Genomic DNA, 19,326 nt, shown 5'->3' on the forward strand with positions numbered 1-19,326 from the left:
TCGATCGCGCCCCGGCCCGATCGCGGCCCGAGCCGCTCGACAACCCGGAGCAGGGCTGAGCCGGAAGCAATATCGGGGTGTAGCGCGCCTGCGCTACGCCAGCGAACTCCCAGCCGTTCCAGCAGCAGCCGTCGTCGAGTCGATCGCGCCCCGGCCCGATCGCGGCCCGAGCCGCTCGACAACCCGGAGCAGGGCTGAGCCGAAAGCAATATCGGGGTGTAGCGCGCCTGCGCTACGCCAGCGAACTCCCAGCCGTTCCAGCAGCAGCCGTCGTCGAGTCGATCGCGCCCCGGCCCGATCGCGGCCCGAGCCGCTCGACAACCCGAAGCAGGGCTGAGCCGGAAGCAATATCGGGGTGTAGCGCGCCTGCGCTACGCCGGCGGACTCCCAGCCGTTCCAGCAGCAGCCGTCGTCGAGTAAACGCTCGACAAGCCGAGCTGCGCCGCAATGGGGGCTATATTTCCCCTCCCTGGTAGCCACAACCCTTGAACCGCTGCCCATCGCGCACCAGGGTAGCACTCAGGTGGTAGTAGTCACCGGTGCTGCGCTCGATGCAACCGGATGGATACAGCCACAGCTCCAGCCCCTGCTCATGCACGCCCCGAAAGCCCAGCACGCCGTCAGGCATCTGCTCGCTGATCATCGACAGCTGGCGGCCGCTTTCCGCATCCTCGGTGGTCAGCTGCATGCCCTTCGCGGTGATATCCACCCGCCAGGCCGGATCGAAACTGAAACCGACCCACTGGCTCGTCGCCGCGCTGCTGTCCATGCAGCCCCGCCCGGTGGACTGCACGCGGTGGGTCTTGTGCACTATCCAGCGGCCATCTTCCTCGGCCACCTCCAACTCCGCAAACATCGACTGTTGCCCTGGCTGGCCGACATCATCGAACAGGCGCCGCAACTCCGGAGTCGGCTGCAGCAGCCGGTCATGCTCCCGGCCACAGGCGCGCAATGTCCAGTGTTTGTCCCCGCGCTCCAGCATCCCCGCGACCCGCTGTGCCTCCGACTCGCCCCCGGACGGCCATAGTGACCAGGAGGCACAGCCGCTGAGGCTGAACGCCATTCCCAGGGCCGCAAAAAGCGAAAATCGGCCTTTCCATACCGCCATAGTGTGAACCTCTTTGAAGAATCGTCTATAAACCGATGAATTGCTTGTGTTTGATGGTCACATTCCGTGTTTGCAGTGGTAATCTGTGACCACTTTTCCAATTGGCCCGGGTTTCCCACTGTCTGGATAGAACATGAATATCATAAAAACCTTGACGCTGGCTTCGCTGGTTTTCCTTACGGCCTGTTCCTCGAAGCAGGAAGTAGTACAGGCTCCCCCGGCACCTTCCTGGGCCGACTCCCGCATCGACAACCTCACCACGCTGGCTACCCAGCAGGGCTACGAGATCGAGCGTGAAGGCGAACAGATCCGCCTGCTGATCCCGGTCGATGGCAACTTCCATCCCAAGCGCACCCTGCTGCTGCCGTCCGGCCTGGTGCCACTGAGCAAGGTAGCACAGGCGCTGAAGATCGACAGCGCCAGCCGCCTCACCGTAGTCGGCCACAGCGACAGCGACGGCAGTCACGAACTGAACGAGAAGCTGAGCCTGGAACGGGCCCAGGCGGTGGCCAACGTGCTGCGCCTCGGTGGTATCGAGCGTCAGCGCATGCACCTGCGGGCGATGGCCGAGAACCAGCCCCGTGCCGATAACAGCACCTATACCGGGCGCAAGCTGAACCGGCGGGTGGAGATCATTCTCACCCCGTACCAGGCCACCAGCGTCGCCCTGGCGGAGTGATAGCCTGAACAAGCAAGCGGTTGAGGCCTGTCGTCGAGCAGGCGCTCGACAACCCGGAGCAGGGCTGAGCCGGGAGCAAGGCCGGGGTGTAGCGCGCCTGCGCTACGCCGGCGAACTCCCAGCCGTTCCAGCAGCAGCCGTCGTCGAGTCGATCACGACCCGGTCCAATCACGGCCCGAGCCGCTCGACAACCCAGGCGGCGGAGCTTCTGGCGGAATAGCGCCACACAACGCCTTTCCTAGTGTTTCCAGGGCTCGCCCCGGGTTCTCCCTTCCCTCCTGACCTGCAGTTGCATGGCCGCCTTGGCCAGCATGCTGGCGCTGGTCGGTGCGGTCATGAACAGGAAAACAGTGATCAGCAGCTCATGCAGACCGATTTCGCCGGTACTGCTGAAATACAGCATGGATGCCAGCACCAGCGCACCGACCCCAAGGGTGGTGGCCTTGGTCGGACCATGCAGGCGCATGTAGAAATCCGGCAACTTGAACAGGCCGAAGGAGCCGATCAGCGCGAACAGACTGCCGATCAGCAACAACCCCGCCACCAGCCATTCGATCAGGCCTTCCATATTCGCTCCTATTCGATGATATTGCCGCGCAGCAGGTACTTGGCCACGGCCACGGTGCCGACGAACCCCATCACCGCAATCAGCAGTGCCGCCTCGAAGTACAGGTTCGACCGCAACAGCAGGCCGAACAGGATGAGCAGCGCGATGGCGTTGATATACAGGGTGTCCAGTGCCAGTACCCGGTCGGGCATGTCCGGCCCCCTGAGCAGCCGCAACAGGCATAGCAGCATGGCCAGCGACACCATGCCCAGACAGAGGATGATCACGTTCTGGAGCATTCGAATATCTCCATCAGAGGTTTCTCGTAACGCTGCTTGATCACGTCGATCAGTTCCTGCGCATCCGGTACATCCAGACCATGAATCAACAGGCTGCGGTGATCGTCACTGATATCCGCCGACACCGTGCCCGGGGTCAGGGAGATGGTATTGGCCAGCACGCTGATGGCGAACTCGTCACGCAACTCCAGCGGGTAGACCACGAATGCCGGACGCAACCGGGCATTCGGCCCGAGCACCATGCGTGCCACCTGGAAATTGGCGATGACGATATCGCCCAGCACCCGCAGCATGAAACCGGCCAGTACCCCCGGCCTGTACAGGGTTGGCGGATTCGGCCAGAACAGCCGGGTCAGCTGCGGGATCAGCAGCGCCAGCAGCAATCCCAACAGCAGCGAGCCAAGCGACAGCTGGTTGACCAGCAGCTGCCAGATGATCAGCAGCAGCAGGCTCAGCCAGGGATGGGGCAACCAGCGTCTGCGGCTCACCATGGCCCCCTCCCGCCCAGCACTTGCCGGGCGTAGCCGCTCGGCTCCAGCAACTGCGCCGCGGTGGCATCCAGGTAGCCCAGCAGCGGTTCGGCGAATACCACCAGTAGCGGTGAGCACAGCAGCAGCGCTACCGCTGCCAGCAGGCGCACCCGGTCCAGCGGCTCGCCCGGAGGAGCTGCCGGGTCTATGCGCCAGAACAGTGTAGTGCCAGCCCGGCTCATGGCGATCAGCGCCAGCAGGCCACTACCCAGCAGCAGCGAGTAGAACCAGGCGGCAGCTATTCCGGTGCCGGCGGCGCGCAGCAACAGCAGCTTGCCGACGAACCCGGACAGCGGCGGCAGGCCGATCACCGATATTGCCGCCAGGAAGAACAGGCCGCCGAACAGCGTTGGCCTGGGCAGCGCCGGCCCCGGCACCAGCCGCCCGACGAAGCGCCAGCCACGACAGCGCGACAGCACCCCGGCCAAAAGAAACAGCGCGCCACAGATCCAGGTGGAGTGCACCAGATAAAACAGGCTGCCGACCAGGGCCGCGTGACTGTTCATCGCCAGCCCGGCCAGCAGAGTACCCACCGACACCAGCAACAGATAGGCGACCAGACCGTTCAGGGTACTGGCCGCCAGCGCACCTATGCTGCCCAGCACCAGGGTCAGCAGGCCCGCCGGCCACAGCCAGGCGTCAGCCAGTTGCGCCAGCGGCCCGGCAGCACTCTCGCCGAAGATCTGCGTGTAGACCCGCAGAATGGAATAGATACCGACCTTGGTCATGATCGCGAACAGCGCCGCCACCGGCGGCGTGGCTGCCGCATAGGCCCTGGGCAGCCAGAAGTACAGGGGGAATACCGCCGCCTTGAGGCCGAACACCACCAGCAGCAGCATGGCTGCCGCACCCACCAGCGGGATGTCGGCCGGCGCCAGCTGCGCGACGCGCTGGGACAGATCGGCCATGTTCAGGGTGCCCAGCACCCCGTACAGGGTACCTACCGCAATCAGGAACAGCGCCGAGCCGAACAGGTTGAGCACTACGTAATGCAGCCCCGAGCGGACCCGGGCCGAGCCGGTGCCGTGCAGCAACAGCGCGTAGGAGGCGATCAGCAGAATCTCGAAGAACACGAACAGATTGAACAGGTCGCCGGTCAGGAAGGCGCCATTGATGCCCATCAGCTGAAACTGGAACAGCGCATGAAAATGCGCACCCAGCGCATCGTTTCCACGCACCGCGTACAGCATCGCCGCCGCAGCCAGTACCGCGCTCACCAGCAACATCAGCGCCGCCAGATGATCCACCACCAATACGATGCCAAACGGCGGCGCCCAGTTGCCGGCGGCATAGACCTGCAGGCCGCCGGTGGCCTGCCCCATCAACAGTATCGCCAACGGCAACTGCAACAGCGTTGCCAGCAGACCCAGAATGCGCTTGAGCCGCAGTCGCCGCGGCCCGGCCAGCAGCAACAGCGCACCGCAGAACATGGGCAGGATAATCGGCACAACCGCCAGGTGATCCATCATTGCTCTCCCCTGCCGTCCACGTGATCATTGTCCAGCTCGCCCTGGGCCCGCAACGCCAGCACCAGGGAAAAGGCGGTCATGCCGAAACCGATCACAATGGCCGTCAGCACCAGCGCCTGGGGCAGCGGGTCGGTGTGCGCCGCCACCTGGCCAATGACCGGCGGCATGCCGGTATGCAGACGGCCCATGGCGAACAGGAACAGGTTCACCGCATAGCTGATCAACGTCAGCCCCACCACCACCGGAAAGGTCCGCGCCCGCAGCATCAGGTAGACACCGGACATGGTCAGCACACCCAGCGTCAGGGCATAGAGCAGTTCCATCAGTCGGCCTCCTTGCCAGCCTGGGGTGACAGTCTGCCCAGGTTGGACAGGATCAACAGCGTGGCGCCGACTACCGTGAGGTACACGCCCAGGTCGAACAACATTACTGTGGCCAGCTCGATGTCCGCCACCAGCGCAACGTCGACATGGCCGAAGGCACTGGTCAGGAATGGGTAACCGAACAGCCAGGCACCCAGCCCGGTAAGGCCGGCAATGATCACCCCACCACCGGCCAGCCAGTGGTAGTTCAGCGCCCAGCGCTGATCGGTCCAGGCATTGCCGCTGGCCACGTACTGCAGGATCAGCGCCACCGCGGTGATCAGCCCGGCGATAAAGCCGCCCCCCGGCAGGTTATGCCCACGCAGGAAGATAAATACCGAGACCATCAGCGCCAGCGGCAGGATCAACCGCGACAGGTTGTTCAACAGGAAAGGCTGACGATCCTGCGCCCAGGGTCGGCCCTGGGTATCGGTCAAGGGTCGCCGCAGGCGCAGGCCGTCGATCAGGGCGAAGATCGCGGTGGCGGCAATCGCCAGTACGGTGATCTCGCCCATGGTATCGAAGCCGCGGAAGTCCACCAGAATCACGTTCACCACGTTAGTCCCCCCACCACCGGGCAGGCTGTTGGCGAGGAAGTAACCGGCAATGCTGTCATAGGGGCGGGTAAGCACCGCGAGACACAGCACCGTGACCAGCAGCCCGGCCAACCCGGCAATCAGCACATCGCGACTGCGCCGCCGTGCGGAGGACTCCCGCGGCGTGCGCCACGGCAGGAAGAACAATGCCAGCATCATCAGGATGATGGTCACCGACTCTACCGACAGTTGGGTCAGTGCCAGGTCCGGTGCCGAGAAGCGGGCGAACGCCAGCGCCACGAACAACCCCACCACGCTGAGCATGACCAGCGCTACCAGCCGCCGCCGATGCCAGCAGGCGGTCGCCGCTGCGGCAACCATCAGCATCAGTGCACCGACCAGCGTTGCACCATCCACCGGGGTCATCGGCACCGCGCCACGCACCGACGGCAATTGACGCAGCCAGAAACCACTGACCAGCAGCGCCGTGAGCAGCAGCCAAACCAGGTAGCGCTGCAGCGATACGCCCTCGAAGCGCAGGGTGAACAGCGCCGCCAGATTCACCAGCCGTTGCACCTGCTGTTCGAAGATATCCCTGGCATCCAGCCGTGGCAGATGCACGTGCCAGGCCAGCAGTCGCCGACGACCAAAGTAGATCAGGCAGCCCAGCAGCAGCGCTACCACACTCATCAGCAGCGGCAGGTTGAAGCCGTGCCAGAGTCCGAGACTGTAGGGCGGCAGCTCGCCGCCCAAAGTGGCACCTGCCGCCACCGCCAGCAAACCGGCCACGGTGACGCCAGGCAACAGCCCCACCAGCAGACACAGCGCCACCAGGATTTCCACCGGTACCTTCATGTAGCGGGTCGGTTCATGCGGCGGGAATTTCGGCAGGTTCACCGGCTTGCCATTGAAGAACACGTCATGGATGAAGCGCAGTGAGTAGGCCACCGAGAACACCCCGGCGACCACCGCCAGCAGCGGTATGACCCAGCTGTAGTTGCCGAACTGGTGCTGTTGCAGGGTCTCGGTAAAGAACATTTCCTTGCTCAGGAAGCCGTTGAGCAGCGGCACACCGGCCATCGCTGCGGCAGCGACCATGGCCAGGGTCGCGGTATGCGGCATGTACTGCCATAGACCGTTGATGCGGCGCATGTCGCGGGTGCCCGTCTCATGGTCGATGATGCCCGCGGCCATGAACAGCGAGGCCTTGAAGATCGCATGATTGATGATGTGGAATACCGCGGCGACCGCCGCCAGCCGGGTATCCAGCCCCAGCAGCAGCGTGATCAGTCCCAGGTGGCTGATCGTCGAGTAGGCCAGCAAGCCCTTGAAATCATGCTGGAACAGCGCCGTGCAGGCCCCCACCAGCAGCGTGACAAGGCCGGTGATGCTGACCAGCAGGAACCACAGATCGGTATCCGACAGTGCCGGATACAGGCGCGCCAGCAGAAATACCCCGGCCTTGACCATGGTCGCCGAGTGCAGATAGGCCGATACCGGGGTCGGTGCAGCCATGGCATGCGGCAACCAGAAGTGAAACGGGAACTGCGCCGACTTGGTGAACACACCCAGCAACACCAGCACCAGGATCAGCGGATACAACCGGTGGGCGCGGATCACCTCTCCCGCCGCCAGCACATCGCTGAGCTGATAGCTGCCGACCACCTGCCCGAGCAGGAGCACGCCGGCCAGCAGCGCCAGTCCGCCGCCGCCGGTAACCACCAGGGACATGCGCGCCCCCTTGCGCGCCTCGGTGGAATGCGACCAGTAACCGATCAGCAGAAAGGATGACAGGCTGGTCAGTTCCCAGAAGAATATCATCAACAGCAGGTTTTCCGACAGCACCACGCCGAGCATGCTGCCCATGAATATCAGCAGCAGGCAAAAGAAGCGCCCCATCGGGTCCTGCTTCGACAGGTAATAGCGGGCATAGAGGATGATCAGGATACCGATGCCGAGAATCAGCAGCGCAAACAGGAAACCCAGGCCATCCAGGCGAAAGCTGATACTCAGGCCCAGCCGTTCGATCCAGGGCCAGCTCTCGACCAGAACCTCCCCCGCGAACACGCCGGGCGCCCGGGTCCATAGCAGTACCAGACCCGCTATCGGTGCCAGCATGGTCGCCAGCGCACACAGTGAACGGCCCCTGTTGTGCGTCAGCAGTGGCAGTACGACACACACCATCGGCAGTAGAACGATCAGTGCCAGGATCATCCCGGATACTCCATGGATCTGACGAGGTCTCAGCGCGGGCCGCTTTGAGCGTACCGCTGAAACAAACATAGACCATGGGAGGATTGCCGTGGCATCAACGGCACGGACGAACAGGGACTAAGAGGGATGCCTCGCGTCCCTACGGACGCAAGAGCATGTCAGGCCGAGCTTCATCTCGACCTGACAAGAGATGAACTACTTGCTGACCCGCGAAACACCATTGACCGTGAGGATGCGCACCCTTTCACCGGCAGCGAAGGACACATTCGGATCGACTTCCTGGACATAGGCCCGGGTCGTTCCACCATCCTCGCGTACGGTGATCTCGATACCCTGGTTGCGGGTGATGCCTTCTTCGGCGGCCGCACCGGCCATACCGCCGGCCACCGCACCCAGTACCCCGGTGATGATGCTGCCACGGCCACCACCGACCGAGCTACCGGCCACCCCACCGATCACCGCACCAGCACCGGTGCCGATATTGGTCTTGGTACCCTCGATCTGCACCAGCCGAACCGATTCGACGGTGCCCATGCGTACGGTCTGCGGCGCCCGTGCTTCAGAGCGGCTGTAGGTGTCGCCAGTCAGGTTCGAGGCGCAACCACCCAGTACCAGCAATGCACCGAACAGGCAGCTCATGAGAATTCGTGTGTTCATGTTTCACCATCCCGTTTCCAGTGTGAGACCCTCTTCAGGTCACTCGATTATGCGCTTGTGCCCGCTGTCTGTGTCTCACCGTTGGACTGCAAACAGACGGAAATGTTGCGCATGGCCTTTCATCGGTTTTACCCGCCATCCCGTCGAGATCGACTGCGCTTTGTTTTAGACTACGCGCCAGTTTTTAGCGGCATGGCGAACCATGCACCGCTCCAATGCCTGCCGCAATCAACGGCCATTGTCGCAGGTTTCCGTTCTCGCTGTACCCGCCAGAATAATAACAACGCCCGCAGGTCACGAACACCGACGTTATCGGAGACAATTGCATGCCCATATTTCAGGCAGCGTGGATCTATTACCTGAACAACAGCGCCCTGGTGCTCAACGGCCTGGCGCTGTTCTATGCCCTGAGTGGCAGCTGGCTGATCCTCGCCACCCAGCTGCGTACCGTCCGCGCGCTGCGCCTGGTAAGCGGCCCGACCGCGGTGCTGGCATCCAGCCTGCCGCTGGCCACCCAGCGCAGCAACCGGCTGTTCATGCTGGTCGGCGGCGTCTGCCTGGCGCTGGCGCTAGGCTTGAGCCTGGTCTCCCGACTGGTCTGACACCTGCTGCCGGCTGATCACCGGATTGGCATACTGGCGCAACCACCACTGACGCTGATCCGCCGGGCAGGCGGCCAGGCGCTGGGCAAAACGGGTCTGCTCCTCGGCCAGCACCGCCGCCTCGAACTGCTCGCGCCAGCCGCTGATATCCACGCCTGTCTCTGCTCCCAGGTGTTCAACGGCCAGATAGTTGCTCGGATACAGGCGGTACAGGCTGAGAATCTGCCGGTCCGCCTCGGCCGCCACCGCTTTGGCATCGGCATAATCGCCGGTCAACGGTGTGCCGAAGGCGATATGCACCCGTCCCTTGTAGCCGGTCAGGCCCTTGGCAATCGAACTGTCATCCTCGCCCGGCTGCTTCTGGTAGCTACCGGTACGCTCACGCTGTTCCAGTTCCCGCGCCTTCATCTGGTCGCACGGGTCCCATTCGTAGGCAATGGACACCGGCACCATGTTCAGCGAGCGCACCACATCGGCAAAGTCCTCGTTCTTGCGACTCATGCACAGCATCTTGATGATCGCCGTGTCGGTGCGATCGCAGCCGTCCTTGGCCCGCCCCTCGCTCTGCGCGATCCACACCGAGTGGCCGCCGAGAATCGAGTGGCTGATATAGGCCGACAACGTCTGGTAGACCGACAGCTTCTCCCGCCGCCCGCTGACCGAGCGATGCACGATAAAGCACTTGTTCAGTCGCATCAGGTCACTGACGAAGGAGCGTTGCAGCAGGTTGTCGCCGATGGCGATACGCGGCGTCGGGTGCCCACCATGGTACAACGCGTAGTTGACGAAGGCCGGGTCCATGGCGATATCCCGGTGGTTGGCGAGAAACAGATGGGGCTGGGTCTTGCTGAGATTATCCAGCCCACTGTAGGTAACGGTCAGCGTGCTGCGTTCGATCACCTTGTCCAGCCAGGGTTCGAGGCGCTGCTGCAGTGCCGCCACGGTATCCACTCCCTGTGCCTCGCGGCGCAGCGCGGAGCCGACCAGTTTCGATGTCACGCCCGGCAGCCACCGGCTCAGGCGGGGAAAGCGGTAGCCGGCCAGCGTCTGCAATAGCTCCTGGTCCTGCAGCAGCCGCTGCATGACCGCAGGCACTTCATCATCTCCATAGGGCCGGATGGCATCGAACTCGCCCATGTATTCCTCATTACCTTGGGTATAAAGCGCGCATTATGCGGCGCAGCGGATGGACTCACAATTCCCCTGTGACGGTTTCGTCCAATCCAGGGCCGCAACATGGGCTAAACTACGCATCCCACGCCCTACCCCGGAGCCTCCCCATGCCGCTATTGGACGAACATGCCGATTATTGTCCGCACTGCGGTGAACCGATCAGTCTGCTGGTCGATGTCAGTGGCGGCTCGCAAAGCTATATAGAAGACTGTCAGGTGTGCTGCCAGCCGATCCACGTGAATCTGTGGGTGGATGCCAACCTGCAGAACTATCAGCTGGATCTGCGCCGGGAGGAGGACGCCCTGTGAGTGGCCGGCTAGCCCAGTTCAGCGCCCCGCTGGCCAGCGTGCCGGACAGCTGGCAGCCCAGCTGGAACCTGTCCCCTGGTCAGCGCCTGCTGATCCTGCGCAAGGTCGACAACCAGCTGGAATGTGTGGAGGTGCTGTGGAATCTGACCCCCGGCTGGCTGCGCGACCTGAGCCGCGCGCCTTTCAGTGCACAGGCCGAGTTCCTGCACGACAAGCCGATGTTCCGCGAACCGCTGGTACAGCGCCGTTGCCTGATCCCGGTGGATGGCTTCTACATCTGGAAGCAGCAGGGCCAGCGCAAGCAGCCCTGGTATCTGCGCCGCGAGCAAGGCGGCCTGGCGCTGGCCGGGCTGTGGGAACGCTACGCGTTGGACGACGGCAGTTACTGGGACAGCTGTACCCTGATCACCGCGCCGGCCAAGGGCCTGCCGGCGCGCCTCGGTGAACGCATGCCGGTCACCCTGAACCGGGCGGAGCAGGCCATCTGGCTGGCCGCTGCCACCGCGCCACGGGCGCTGCAACCGCTGCTGCTCAATGCCGACTCCGAAGTGCAGTTGATGTATCCGGTCAACCCGGCGGTCAGCAGCCCCGCCACCCAGGGGCCGCAGTGCTGCAATCCGACCGGATTGGCCGTGCGACTGGACTGACCGGGCGGCCTGCCAGTCAATAACGTCGGCGAGCAGGCGCTCGCCAACCCGACAAGACTACACCTTGAATTGATTGATCAGCCGGCGCTGATGCTCGGCCAGTTTGGTCAGGCCGGCGCTGGCGGTGGATGATTCACCGGCACCTTCGGCTACCGCATTGGCAACCGCACCGATGGTGCTGACGTTGCGGTTGATGTCCTCGGCCACCGCGCTCTGCTGTTCCGCTGCACTGGCGATCTGGATGTTCATGTCGTTGATCACCGACACTGCCTGGGTGATCGAGGTCAGCGCCGCATCCGCCTCTTCGGCCTGCAATACACTTTCGCCGGTACGGCTGCGGCTCTGCTCCATGACCTTGACCGTCTGCCGGGTACCGGCCTGCAGTTGCTCGATCATCTTCTGGATTTCCGCGGTGGAGTTCTGCGTCTTCTGTGCCAGGGTGCGCACCTCATCGGCGACCACCGCAAAGCCGCGCCCCTGCTCGCCGGCCCGTGCGGCCTCGATCGCCGCGTTCAACGCCAGCAGGTTGGTCTGCTCGGCAATACCGCGGATGGTATCCAGGATCGAGGTGATGTTCTCGCTGTCACGGGCCAGGCTCTGCACGGTCTCGGCGGCGCGCTCGATATCCCCGGCCAGGTTCTGGATGGTTTCTGCGGTCTGTTGCACCACCTGCCGGCCGTGACTGGCCGAGCCATTGGCATTGCCCGCCGCCTCGGCCGCCAGACTGGCGTTGCGCGCCACATCCTGGGCGGTGGCGGTCATTTCCGTTACTGCCGTCGCCACCAGTTCGATCTCACTGAGCTGACGCTGCACACCATCGTTGGTACGCATGGCGATGTCGGCGGTATGTTCGGCGGCATCGGTCACCTGCTGCACTGAGCCGACCACCTCGCGGATCATGCCCTGCAACTTGTCGAGAAAGGCATTGAAACCACGGGCTATATCACCGAACTCGTCGCTACGCCGATCATCCAGCCGCTGAGTCAGATCGCCCTCGCCGCGGGCCACATCGTTGAGCATGGCAGCCAGTTGCCGGGCCGGTCGGGCCAGGCCGTAGCCCACCGCCAGCATGATGCCGAGACCGGCCAGAGCGATGACCACACCGATCACCGCCAGGGTAATCGCTTCGCCGGTCTGGCGCTGTGTCAGTTCGGCGTCCAGCGCCTGCAGATCGGCCATCACCACCTGTAGCGGCAGACTGATCAACAGCGACCAGTGGGTGCCGGTGTCACCGATCGGCACCGGCATCCACAGGTCCACTCGACCCGCCTCGCTATCCACCTGATACAGGGACTGTTCACCCAGACGCTGCAGGCTGCTCAACTGTGCCCTGCTCAGTACCTGCGCTGCCGGATCGCCCGGTGCTGCGCCATCGCCGGTCCAGGCCACCAGACGACCATTGGTGCTGACCAGCGCCTGGGCTCCTTGCCCGTCATACAGCCGACGATTGCTCTGCTCCAGCATGGACTGCAGAAACGCCAGCGACAGATCAGCACCAGCGATACCCGCGAACTGTCCATCGAGCATGATCGGCACGGTAAAGGATGACAGCATTATGCTGGTACCACCCAGATCATAGGGCGCCGGATCGATCACGCAGGCACGCTGCTCATCGCGCGGACAGAAATAATACTCACCGGCCCGCACACCGGTTTCCAGCATGCTTTCATCGGTCAACTCGGCCAGGAGATCCAACGTCACCGCACCATCCGCCTCACGAAACCAGAAAGGCATGAAGCGACCATTCTCGTCATGCCCCGGCTCACCTCTTCCCCGATAGAAGTCGTCCAGGTCATCGAATACACCTGGCTCCCAGGTGACATAGGTCGCCAGCAGCGTGGGCTGCTCTTCCAGTATCCGGCGGACGTAGCGCTGCATTTCCTCGCGGCTCATGGCCAACGCCGGCAGACCATCCTCCTGCTCCTCGCCCAACTGCTGGTTGAGCAATGCCAACTGTTCGGTGACCAGCAGGGGCTGCTCCAACTGTCGCTGGATGCGCAGGGTCTCGGCTGAGGCGATGGCCTCGACCTGGCTGCGTATACGCTGCTCCAGCATCTGCTCACTGCGTTCGATAACCACGCTCTGATTGCGCTCGAAGGCGAACAGCGCATACAAGGTCGTGATAGCAACCGCCACGAACAGACAGGCACCTGCCAGCGCGGCAATGGATAACTGGATAGATTTGAATTTCATGAGAGCCTCGGCCAGGGGTCTGATGAACGCTTTATCGGCAGCCACAGTCAAACCTTCAATCCGATCTGCTATTGTTCGAAAAATCGAAGCCGTTAACTTCAACTCCGAAACTCCGAAATCACGGAAGGAAATCCGTCATGCGTACCCGTCGTCTACTTTGCTGCCTGCCGTTCATGTTGCTGGCCAGCTGTGAAAGCGTTCAGACCACTCAGGGTGGGGCCGTCGGTGTGGACCGCAGCCAGTATATGTTCAGCGCATTGTCCAGTGCCGAGGTCGACCAGATGGCCGCCGAGTCCTACAAGGAAATGCTCGACGCCGCCAAGAGCAAGAACCTGCTCAATACCGATGCGGCCATGCTCAAGCGGTTGCGCACCATCGCCGACCGGCTGATCAAGGAAGTCGCCCACTTCCGCCCGGATGCAACCAACTGGGCCTGGGAGGTCAACCTGATCAAGAGCGATGAGCTCAATGCCAGTTGCATGCCCGGCGGCAAGATCATTTTCTACAGCGGCATCATCAGCAAGCTGGAGCTGACCGATGACGAAATTGCCCAGATCATGGGCCACGAAATCGCCCACGCTCTGCGTGAACATGGCCGTGAAGCCATTTCCCGCGCCTATACCACCCAGATGGGTACCCAGGTGATCGGCTCGCTGCTGGGGCTGGGCGAAGGCGCCCGCCAGGCGGCGGACATGGCGGTGCAGTATGGATTGACCCTGCCCAACAGCCGTTCCAACGAAACCGAAGCCGACCTGATCGGTCTGGAGCTGGCGGCCCGTGCCGGTTACAAGCCGGAAGCGGCAGTCTCGCTGTGGCAAAAAATGGCCAGTGCCGCCCAGGGCGAGCCACCGGCCTTCATGAGTACCCACCCGTCCTCATCGGGCCGTATCCAGAACCTGCAGAGCAACATTCCCAAGGTGCAGCCACTCTACGAAGGAGCAAAATAGCGCCTGGATATTCGGGTAAATCACCAACTTGCCCCCGACATTAGTCTATTTTCCGTAATTAGTGGTTGATTTTTCAGGTATTTCATTTATGTTACAGCGGCCGGAATATCCGGCCGCCCCGTGGGCCACCCTGCATAAGCACCCGAGGAGTAGCATGATGAAAAGAACACTAATCGCCAGCGCCGTTGCCGCTGGTCTGCTGAGTCTGCCAACCCTGTCCGTTGCCCAGGGCGGCGGTTTTGTCGAAGACGCCAAGGCCAACCTGAGCCTGCGCAACCTGTATTTCGATGGTGACTACAAGAACAGCCCCAATTCCCCGAGTGATCGCGAATGGGGTCAGGGCTTCATGCTCAAGTTCAATTCCGGCTACACCCAGGGCCCGGTCGGTTTGGGTCTGGACGTGTTCGCCCGCTCGGGTATCCGCCTGGATTCCGGCAGCCGCCGCGGCAAAGCCGATACCAGCCGCCAACCCGGCACCATGTTCCCGCTGGAAAATGACGGCAGCGCCGTAGAGGAATTCAGCCAGATCGATTTCGCTGCCAAGGCCAAGATTTCCAACACCGAGCTGAAAGCCGGTCGCGGCCTGGAGCCGAACCTGCCGATCGCGGTGCGCAATGACGGCCGTCTGCTGCCGCAGACCTACAGCGGCGCCATGCTGACCTCCAACGAAATCGACAACCTGACCCTGCGCATCGGTCACCTGGACGAGTCCAGCGGACGCGCTGCCACCTCTCATGAGGGTCTGCGCATCGGCGGTAGCAACGTCAATGCAGATGTCAACAAGTTCCAGTACCTCGGCGGTGATGCCAAGCTGGGTGAGAACCTGGTAGCCAGCTACTACTTCGCCCAGTTGAAGGATTACTACAACCAGCACTTCCTGGGCGCGGTACATACCCTGGACCTGGGTGCCGGCCAACTGATCACCGACCTGCGCTACTTCGACAGCGACTCCCACGGTGCCAACAGCAGCGCCACTGGCCGTGCCAATGGCTACACCGCTCGCGGCGTGAACAACAATGGCGAAGTGGACAACCGCGCAATGAGCGCCATGTTCACCTACAAGCTGAGCAACCACGCGCTGGGCCTGGGTTACCAGAAGATGAGCGGCGACAGCGACTTCGCCTTCCTGGACAATGGTGGCGGCTCCACTGCCTACCTGATCACCGACTCGCAGATCAACAAGTTCGAGCGTGCCGGCGAGAAGACCTGGGTGGGTGAGTACAGCTACAACTTCGCCGATTATGTACCCGGCCTGAGCTTCGGCGCCAAGTACCTGCGCGGCAGCGACTTCGATGTCGCACCCGGTAACGGTGACAAGGAATGGGAACGCAACCTGCGCCTGGACTACACCGTCCAGCAGGGCTTCCTGAAGGACCTGGGCGTATCCCTGCGTCACGCCAGCCTGCGTACCGATGCAGCCCAGGCTGACCAGGACCAGCTGCGGGTCTACCTGACCTACAACTTCGTTCTGCTCTGATCTACCCAAAGCCCCGGCCCAGCGCCGGGGCTTTGCTATCACCAGGGCACCTTTTCGGGTGTACCATGGTCTCCATGTACAGGCAGTAACCGGAGACCACCATGAACGACCAACCGCAGGGTTTCGGCAAAGCCTTCAGCCACACCGGCTTTCGCTGGAAACTGGGCAGATACGCCCGCGCCGCCGGCCATGAGGTGGTGGAGAAGGCGTTATGGCTGTACTACGCAGCCCAGAGCCCGGATACACCCCGCTGGGCCAAGACCGCCATCTACGGCGCGCTGGGCTACTTCATCTTCCCCCTGGATGCCATTCCCGACTTTGCTGCGGTAGTAGGTTATACCGACGATCTCGGTGTGCTGGCCGCGGCACTGGCCACGGTATCCATGTACATCACCGACGAAATCAAGGACCGCACCCGCCAGACCATGGGCAGGTGGTTCAGCCCCATCCCCGTCAGAACCGACCAGCCTGACTGACAGGCGAGTCAAAGCTGCCTTTCTCGAAGACCCGAACTCAAGGCCCTGGATATCAAGGCGCAGACTTGCGACAGGGAGGCCCACATCAACGGCTTCATCGATCACATATGCAAATATAGAATAAATAAATTCTTTTTTATTCTTTTTTAAAAGTCAAGCTGTCGTTTATGTTACAGCTCTACGTCAGGGTGCCACTCGACCACGCAGAGCCGGATGACGCATCGTCAACATATCAACGGAGCTTGAACCATGAACTATTCCCTGCTTACCCGCGCTGTGGCCGCCGGTATCCTGACCACCGCCCTGCCCTCACTGGCCTCTGCCGCTGAAGGCTTTGTCGAAGGCGCCTCGGCAACCCTCGGGCTGCGCAACTTCTACATCAACCAGGACAACCGCAGTGGCGACGCAGCCCCTTCCAAGGCGGAAGAATGGGGCCAGGGTTTCCTGCTGGACTTTCAATCCGGTTATACGCAAGGCCCGGTTGGCTTCGGTCTCGATGCGCTTGGCCAGGTGGGGATCCGCCTGGATTCGGGTGGACGCCAGGGCAAAGCCGACCGCAGCCGTGATCCGGGCATCGTATTCCCGGTTGAGAGTGACGGCAGCGCAGTAAGCGATTTCAGTCGTATCGACTTCACCGCCAAGGCCAAGATTTCCAATACCGAACTGAAATACGGCACCCTGCTACCCAAGTTGCCGGTACTGACGCTGAACGATGGTCGCCTGCTGCCACAGACCTTCCGCGGCGGCCAGCTGAGCTCCACCGATATAGATCGCCTGAGCCTGGTCGCCGGCCAGATCGAGAAGGCCAAGGGCCGTGCATCCAGCGACTATGAGGAACTGCGCATCGCCGGCGGTACCGAACGGGTCGATCAGTTCCGCTTTGTCGGCGGAGACTACAAGGTGACCGACAACCTGACCGCCAGCTACTACTTTGGCGAACTGGAAGACTACTATCGCCAGCATTATGTGGGTGCTGTGCATCACATCACCCTCGGTGGCGGCAAGCTGAGCACCGACCTGCGCCACTTCGACAGCAATGCCCATGGCGCCAACGATGATCAGGATGCCGGTTATGGCGCCGAGGTCGACAACCGCGCCAGCAGCATCCTGTTCAGCTATGGCCACAGCGGCCATAACCTGGGTGTGGGCTATCAGAGACTGAGCGGCGACAGCAACTTCCCGTTCATCAACAACGGCGACGGCGCCACCGCCTACCTGATTACCGACTCGCAGATCGGCAAGTTCGAACGCGCCGGCGAGAAGACCTGGCTGGCGCGCTACGGCTATGACTTCGCCAATGCCGGCCTGCCCGGTCTGAAAACCTCGGCGACCTATCTGCGCGGCAAGGACATCGATACGGCCCCCGGCGTTCGCGATACCGAATGGGAACGCGATCTGCGGATCGATTACACGATACAGGACGGCTTCCTCAAGGATGTCGGCTTCTCCCTGCGGCATGCCAGCCTGCGCAGCGATGTACAGCGCGACCGCGATGAGGTCCGTGCCATCGTCAACTACACCTTTACCCTGCTGTAACAGGCAGGCGGAGCCCCCAATCGCCCCGAGACGGGGCTCCCACAGAACCCAGCCAAACCGGTGGGAGCGGCGCCCCGCCGCGATTGGCGCCGCAAGGCGCCCGGGGCTCGGTACTGAATTGGCAATACCCAAATTTCCATACGGGGGCAATACCCATGCGCAACGAACTGATCCGCTATCTCATCCTGCCGGGCTGGCAAGGCTCCGGCCCCGACCATTGGCAAACGCACTGGCAGCAATTGCTGCCCAACGCCCAGCGGGTGGAACAGGCGAACTGGCAGCACCCGCAGCGGAGCGACTGGGTGGCTGAGCTTGAGCGCAACGTGGCCGCCGATCCGACTCCAGTGGTGCTGATCGCCCATAGCCTGGGCTGCATCACCGTCGCACACTGGGCCGCCGCGACGTCACCAGCCTTGCGTAGCCGGGTGCGCGGTGCGCTGCTGGTGGCACCCGCGGATGTGGAACGTGACACCTGCGCCGAGCCGCTACGCGACTTTGCCCCCATCCCGCGTCAGCTCCTGGGTTTTCCGAGCGTGCTGGTCGGTTCGAGCAATGACCACGCCGCCAGCCAACACCGCGCAGTGACCCTGGGCAGCGGCTGGGGCAGCCAGACAGTGATCCTGGACCAGGCGGGCCATATCAACACGGCGGCGGGCTATACCCGCTGGGAAGACGGCTTCGTGCACCTGTATCAGTTGCAGAGCCGAATCGAGGAACAACGACGTCAGCGCGCCTGACCGGTTACATAGATACCCATGACCCTATATCAGTCACCTGACACCATCCTCACGCTCGAGCAGGTCGCACCCGGCCCGCTGAGCATACGCGCCAAGGCACTGGTCTTCGTTGACCCGGCCTCGCGGCACCTGCACACCGAGCTGGAACGCCTGGCTGCCACCCCGCTGGCCGTGCTGATCCAGGGTGAAACCGGCACCGGCAAGGAGTTGCTGGCCCGCCAGTTGCACAGTGCCAGCCAGCGACCCGGCCCCTTCGTGGCCATCAACTGCGGTGCCTTGAGCAAAGGCCGGGCCGAGGAAGAACTGTTCGGCACGCAACTGCAGGCACTGCCCAGCGGCCGAACCGGCTGGTACGGCGCAGCCAATGGCGGCACGCTGTATCTGGACGAGATCGGCGATCTGCCGCGTGCCCTGCAGGCAAAGCTGCTTACTGCATTGCAGACACATGAAATCCGCCCGGTCGGCACGGGCCACTACACACCGGTGGATGTCCGTCTGATCGCCTCCAGCAGTTTCGATCTGGCCCGAGCGGTGCAGGCCGGCACCTTCAACGCCCACCTCCATGAGTACCTGACCGATGGCCTGCTACCAGTGCCGCCGCTGCGTCTGCGGGTGGCCGATATTCTCCCGCTGGCCGAGTATTTTCTCGCCATTCATGCGCAACGGCTGGAACTGCCGCTGCCCGCGTTTGACGAGGGCGCAGCCAGTCGCCTGCAGGCCCATCGCTGGCCGGGTAATATCCGCGAACTGGAACAGGTGGTGCACCTTGCCCTGCTGACCAGCCAGAATGGGCTGATCAGCGAGCAGGATCTGCACCTGGTGTGAACCG

Annotated in this window: 20 protein-coding genes and 1 pseudogene; 10 read left to right on the plus strand and 11 right to left on the minus strand. The window is 62.8% G+C overall.

Features of this window, described 5'->3' with window-relative positions:
- Positions 1-454: 454 nt before the first annotated feature.
- The gene (locus CQ007_RS14140) at positions 455-1,063 is read right to left on the minus strand and encodes a hypothetical protein (protein WP_105646485.1); all 609 of its coding nucleotides are present in this window, start codon (positions 1,061-1,063) and stop codon (positions 455-457) included.
- 178 nt (positions 1,064-1,241) lie between these two features.
- Between CQ007_RS14140 and CQ007_RS14145 the strand changes: the two genes are divergently transcribed.
- The gene (locus CQ007_RS14145; protein ID WP_105646486.1) at positions 1,242-1,787 is read left to right on the plus strand and encodes an OmpA family protein; all 546 of its coding nucleotides are present in this window, start codon (positions 1,242-1,244) and stop codon (positions 1,785-1,787) included.
- Between the two features lie 238 nt (positions 1,788-2,025).
- On the opposite strand, the gene CQ007_RS14150 is transcribed toward CQ007_RS14145, so the two are convergent.
- The 7 genes from CQ007_RS14150 to CQ007_RS14180 form a co-directional block, all read right to left on the minus strand.
- A complete protein-coding gene (locus tag CQ007_RS14150) occupies positions 2,026-2,355 on the minus strand; it encodes a Na+/H+ antiporter subunit G (protein ID WP_105646487.1) in 330 nt (109 codons plus the stop codon).
- Between the two features lie 8 nt (positions 2,356-2,363).
- Positions 2,364-2,633, minus strand: coding sequence for a K+/H+ antiporter subunit F (locus CQ007_RS14155; RefSeq protein WP_105646488.1), 270 nt, complete (start codon positions 2,631-2,633; stop codon positions 2,364-2,366).
- Positions 2,618-3,124, minus strand: coding sequence for a Na+/H+ antiporter subunit E (locus CQ007_RS14160; RefSeq protein WP_105646489.1), 507 nt, complete (start codon positions 3,122-3,124; stop codon positions 2,618-2,620). Before CQ007_RS14160 ends, CQ007_RS14155 begins: the two co-directional genes overlap by 16 nt.
- Positions 3,118-4,629 (minus strand): monovalent cation/H+ antiporter subunit D, encoded by a 1,512-nt coding sequence (locus tag CQ007_RS14165; RefSeq protein WP_105646568.1) that lies wholly within the window; start codon positions 4,627-4,629, stop codon positions 3,118-3,120. The genes CQ007_RS14160 and CQ007_RS14165 overlap by 7 nt, the downstream gene beginning before the upstream one ends.
- Positions 4,629-4,955 carry a Na+/H+ antiporter subunit C gene (locus CQ007_RS14170; RefSeq protein WP_105646490.1) on the minus strand — a complete coding sequence of 109 codons (327 nt, stop codon included), beginning with the start codon at positions 4,953-4,955 and terminating at the stop codon, positions 4,629-4,631. The genes CQ007_RS14165 and CQ007_RS14170 overlap by 1 nt, the downstream gene beginning before the upstream one ends.
- Positions 4,955-7,744, minus strand: a complete 2,790-nt coding sequence (locus tag CQ007_RS14175; RefSeq protein WP_105646491.1) for a monovalent cation/H+ antiporter subunit A — start codon at positions 7,742-7,744, stop codon at positions 4,955-4,957. Before CQ007_RS14175 ends, CQ007_RS14170 begins: the two co-directional genes overlap by 1 nt.
- 195 nt (positions 7,745-7,939) lie before the next feature.
- Positions 7,940-8,401, minus strand: a complete 462-nt coding sequence (locus CQ007_RS14180; protein ID WP_105646492.1) for a hypothetical protein — start codon at positions 8,399-8,401, stop codon at positions 7,940-7,942.
- Between the two features lie 326 nt (positions 8,402-8,727).
- Here CQ007_RS14180 and CQ007_RS14185 point away from each other — a divergent pair, with 326 nt between their 5' ends.
- A complete protein-coding gene (locus CQ007_RS14185) occupies positions 8,728-9,003 on the plus strand; it encodes a hypothetical protein (RefSeq protein WP_105646493.1) in 276 nt (91 codons plus the stop codon).
- Here the strand turns inward: CQ007_RS14185 and CQ007_RS14190 are convergent.
- Positions 8,971-10,140 (minus strand): 1-acyl-sn-glycerol-3-phosphate acyltransferase, encoded by a 1,170-nt coding sequence (locus CQ007_RS14190; protein ID WP_105646494.1) that lies wholly within the window; start codon positions 10,138-10,140, stop codon positions 8,971-8,973. The genes CQ007_RS14185 and CQ007_RS14190 overlap by 33 nt on opposite strands.
- A 143-nt stretch (positions 10,141-10,283) precedes the next feature.
- On the opposite strand from CQ007_RS14190, the gene CQ007_RS14195 reads away from it, so the two are divergent.
- Both CQ007_RS14195 and CQ007_RS14200 read left to right on the plus strand, forming a co-directional pair.
- Positions 10,284-10,484 (plus strand): CPXCG motif-containing cysteine-rich protein, encoded by a 201-nt coding sequence (locus tag CQ007_RS14195; RefSeq protein ID WP_105646495.1) that lies wholly within the window; start codon positions 10,284-10,286, stop codon positions 10,482-10,484.
- Positions 10,481-11,131, plus strand: coding sequence for an SOS response-associated peptidase (locus CQ007_RS14200; protein WP_158256780.1), 651 nt, complete (start codon positions 10,481-10,483; stop codon positions 11,129-11,131). The genes CQ007_RS14195 and CQ007_RS14200 overlap by 4 nt, the downstream gene beginning before the upstream one ends.
- A gap of 57 nt (positions 11,132-11,188) precedes the next feature.
- On the opposite strand, the gene CQ007_RS19420 is transcribed toward CQ007_RS14200, so the two are convergent.
- Both CQ007_RS19420 and CQ007_RS19425 read right to left on the minus strand, forming a co-directional pair.
- Positions 11,189-12,031, minus strand: coding sequence for a methyl-accepting chemotaxis protein (locus CQ007_RS19420; RefSeq protein WP_371919834.1), 843 nt, complete (start codon positions 12,029-12,031; stop codon positions 11,189-11,191).
- A 15-nt stretch (positions 12,032-12,046) separates the two neighbouring features.
- A pseudogene (locus tag CQ007_RS19425) lies at positions 12,047-13,324 on the minus strand (HAMP domain-containing protein); the annotation flags it as partial.
- 137 nt (positions 13,325-13,461) lie between these two features.
- On the opposite strand from CQ007_RS19425, the gene CQ007_RS14210 reads away from it, so the two are divergent.
- The 6 genes from CQ007_RS14210 to CQ007_RS14235 all read left to right on the plus strand — a co-directional run bounded on the left by CQ007_RS14210 (position 13,462) and on the right by CQ007_RS14235 (position 19,322).
- Complete coding sequence (locus CQ007_RS14210) at positions 13,462-14,271, plus strand: M48 family metallopeptidase (protein WP_105646497.1); 810 nt, start codon at positions 13,462-13,464, stop codon at positions 14,269-14,271.
- Positions 14,272-14,428: 157 nt separating this feature from the next.
- Positions 14,429-15,748, plus strand: coding sequence for an OprD family porin (locus CQ007_RS14215; protein WP_105646498.1), 1,320 nt, complete (start codon positions 14,429-14,431; stop codon positions 15,746-15,748).
- A 101-nt stretch (positions 15,749-15,849) separates the two neighbouring features.
- Positions 15,850-16,224: a YkvA family protein gene (locus tag CQ007_RS14220; RefSeq protein ID WP_105646499.1), complete on the plus strand. Its 375-nt coding sequence runs from the start codon at positions 15,850-15,852 to the stop codon at positions 16,222-16,224.
- 249 nt (positions 16,225-16,473) lie between these two features.
- Positions 16,474-17,760 carry an OprD family porin gene (locus tag CQ007_RS14225; RefSeq protein WP_105646500.1) on the plus strand — a complete coding sequence of 429 codons (1,287 nt, stop codon included), beginning with the start codon at positions 16,474-16,476 and terminating at the stop codon, positions 17,758-17,760.
- Positions 17,761-17,915: 155 nt separating this feature from the next.
- On the plus strand, positions 17,916-18,497 hold the full coding sequence (locus CQ007_RS14230; protein WP_105646501.1) for an alpha/beta hydrolase: 582 nt from the start codon (positions 17,916-17,918) through the stop codon (positions 18,495-18,497).
- 18 nt (positions 18,498-18,515) lie between these two features.
- Positions 18,516-19,322, plus strand: coding sequence for a sigma 54-interacting transcriptional regulator (locus CQ007_RS14235; RefSeq protein WP_105646502.1), 807 nt, complete (start codon positions 18,516-18,518; stop codon positions 19,320-19,322).
- Positions 19,323-19,326 lie beyond the last annotated feature (4 nt).

Origin of the sequence: Pseudomonas sp. MYb185 (assembly GCF_002979975.1) — a bacterium.
GTDB lineage: Bacteria > Pseudomonadota > Gammaproteobacteria > Pseudomonadales > Pseudomonadaceae > Halopseudomonas.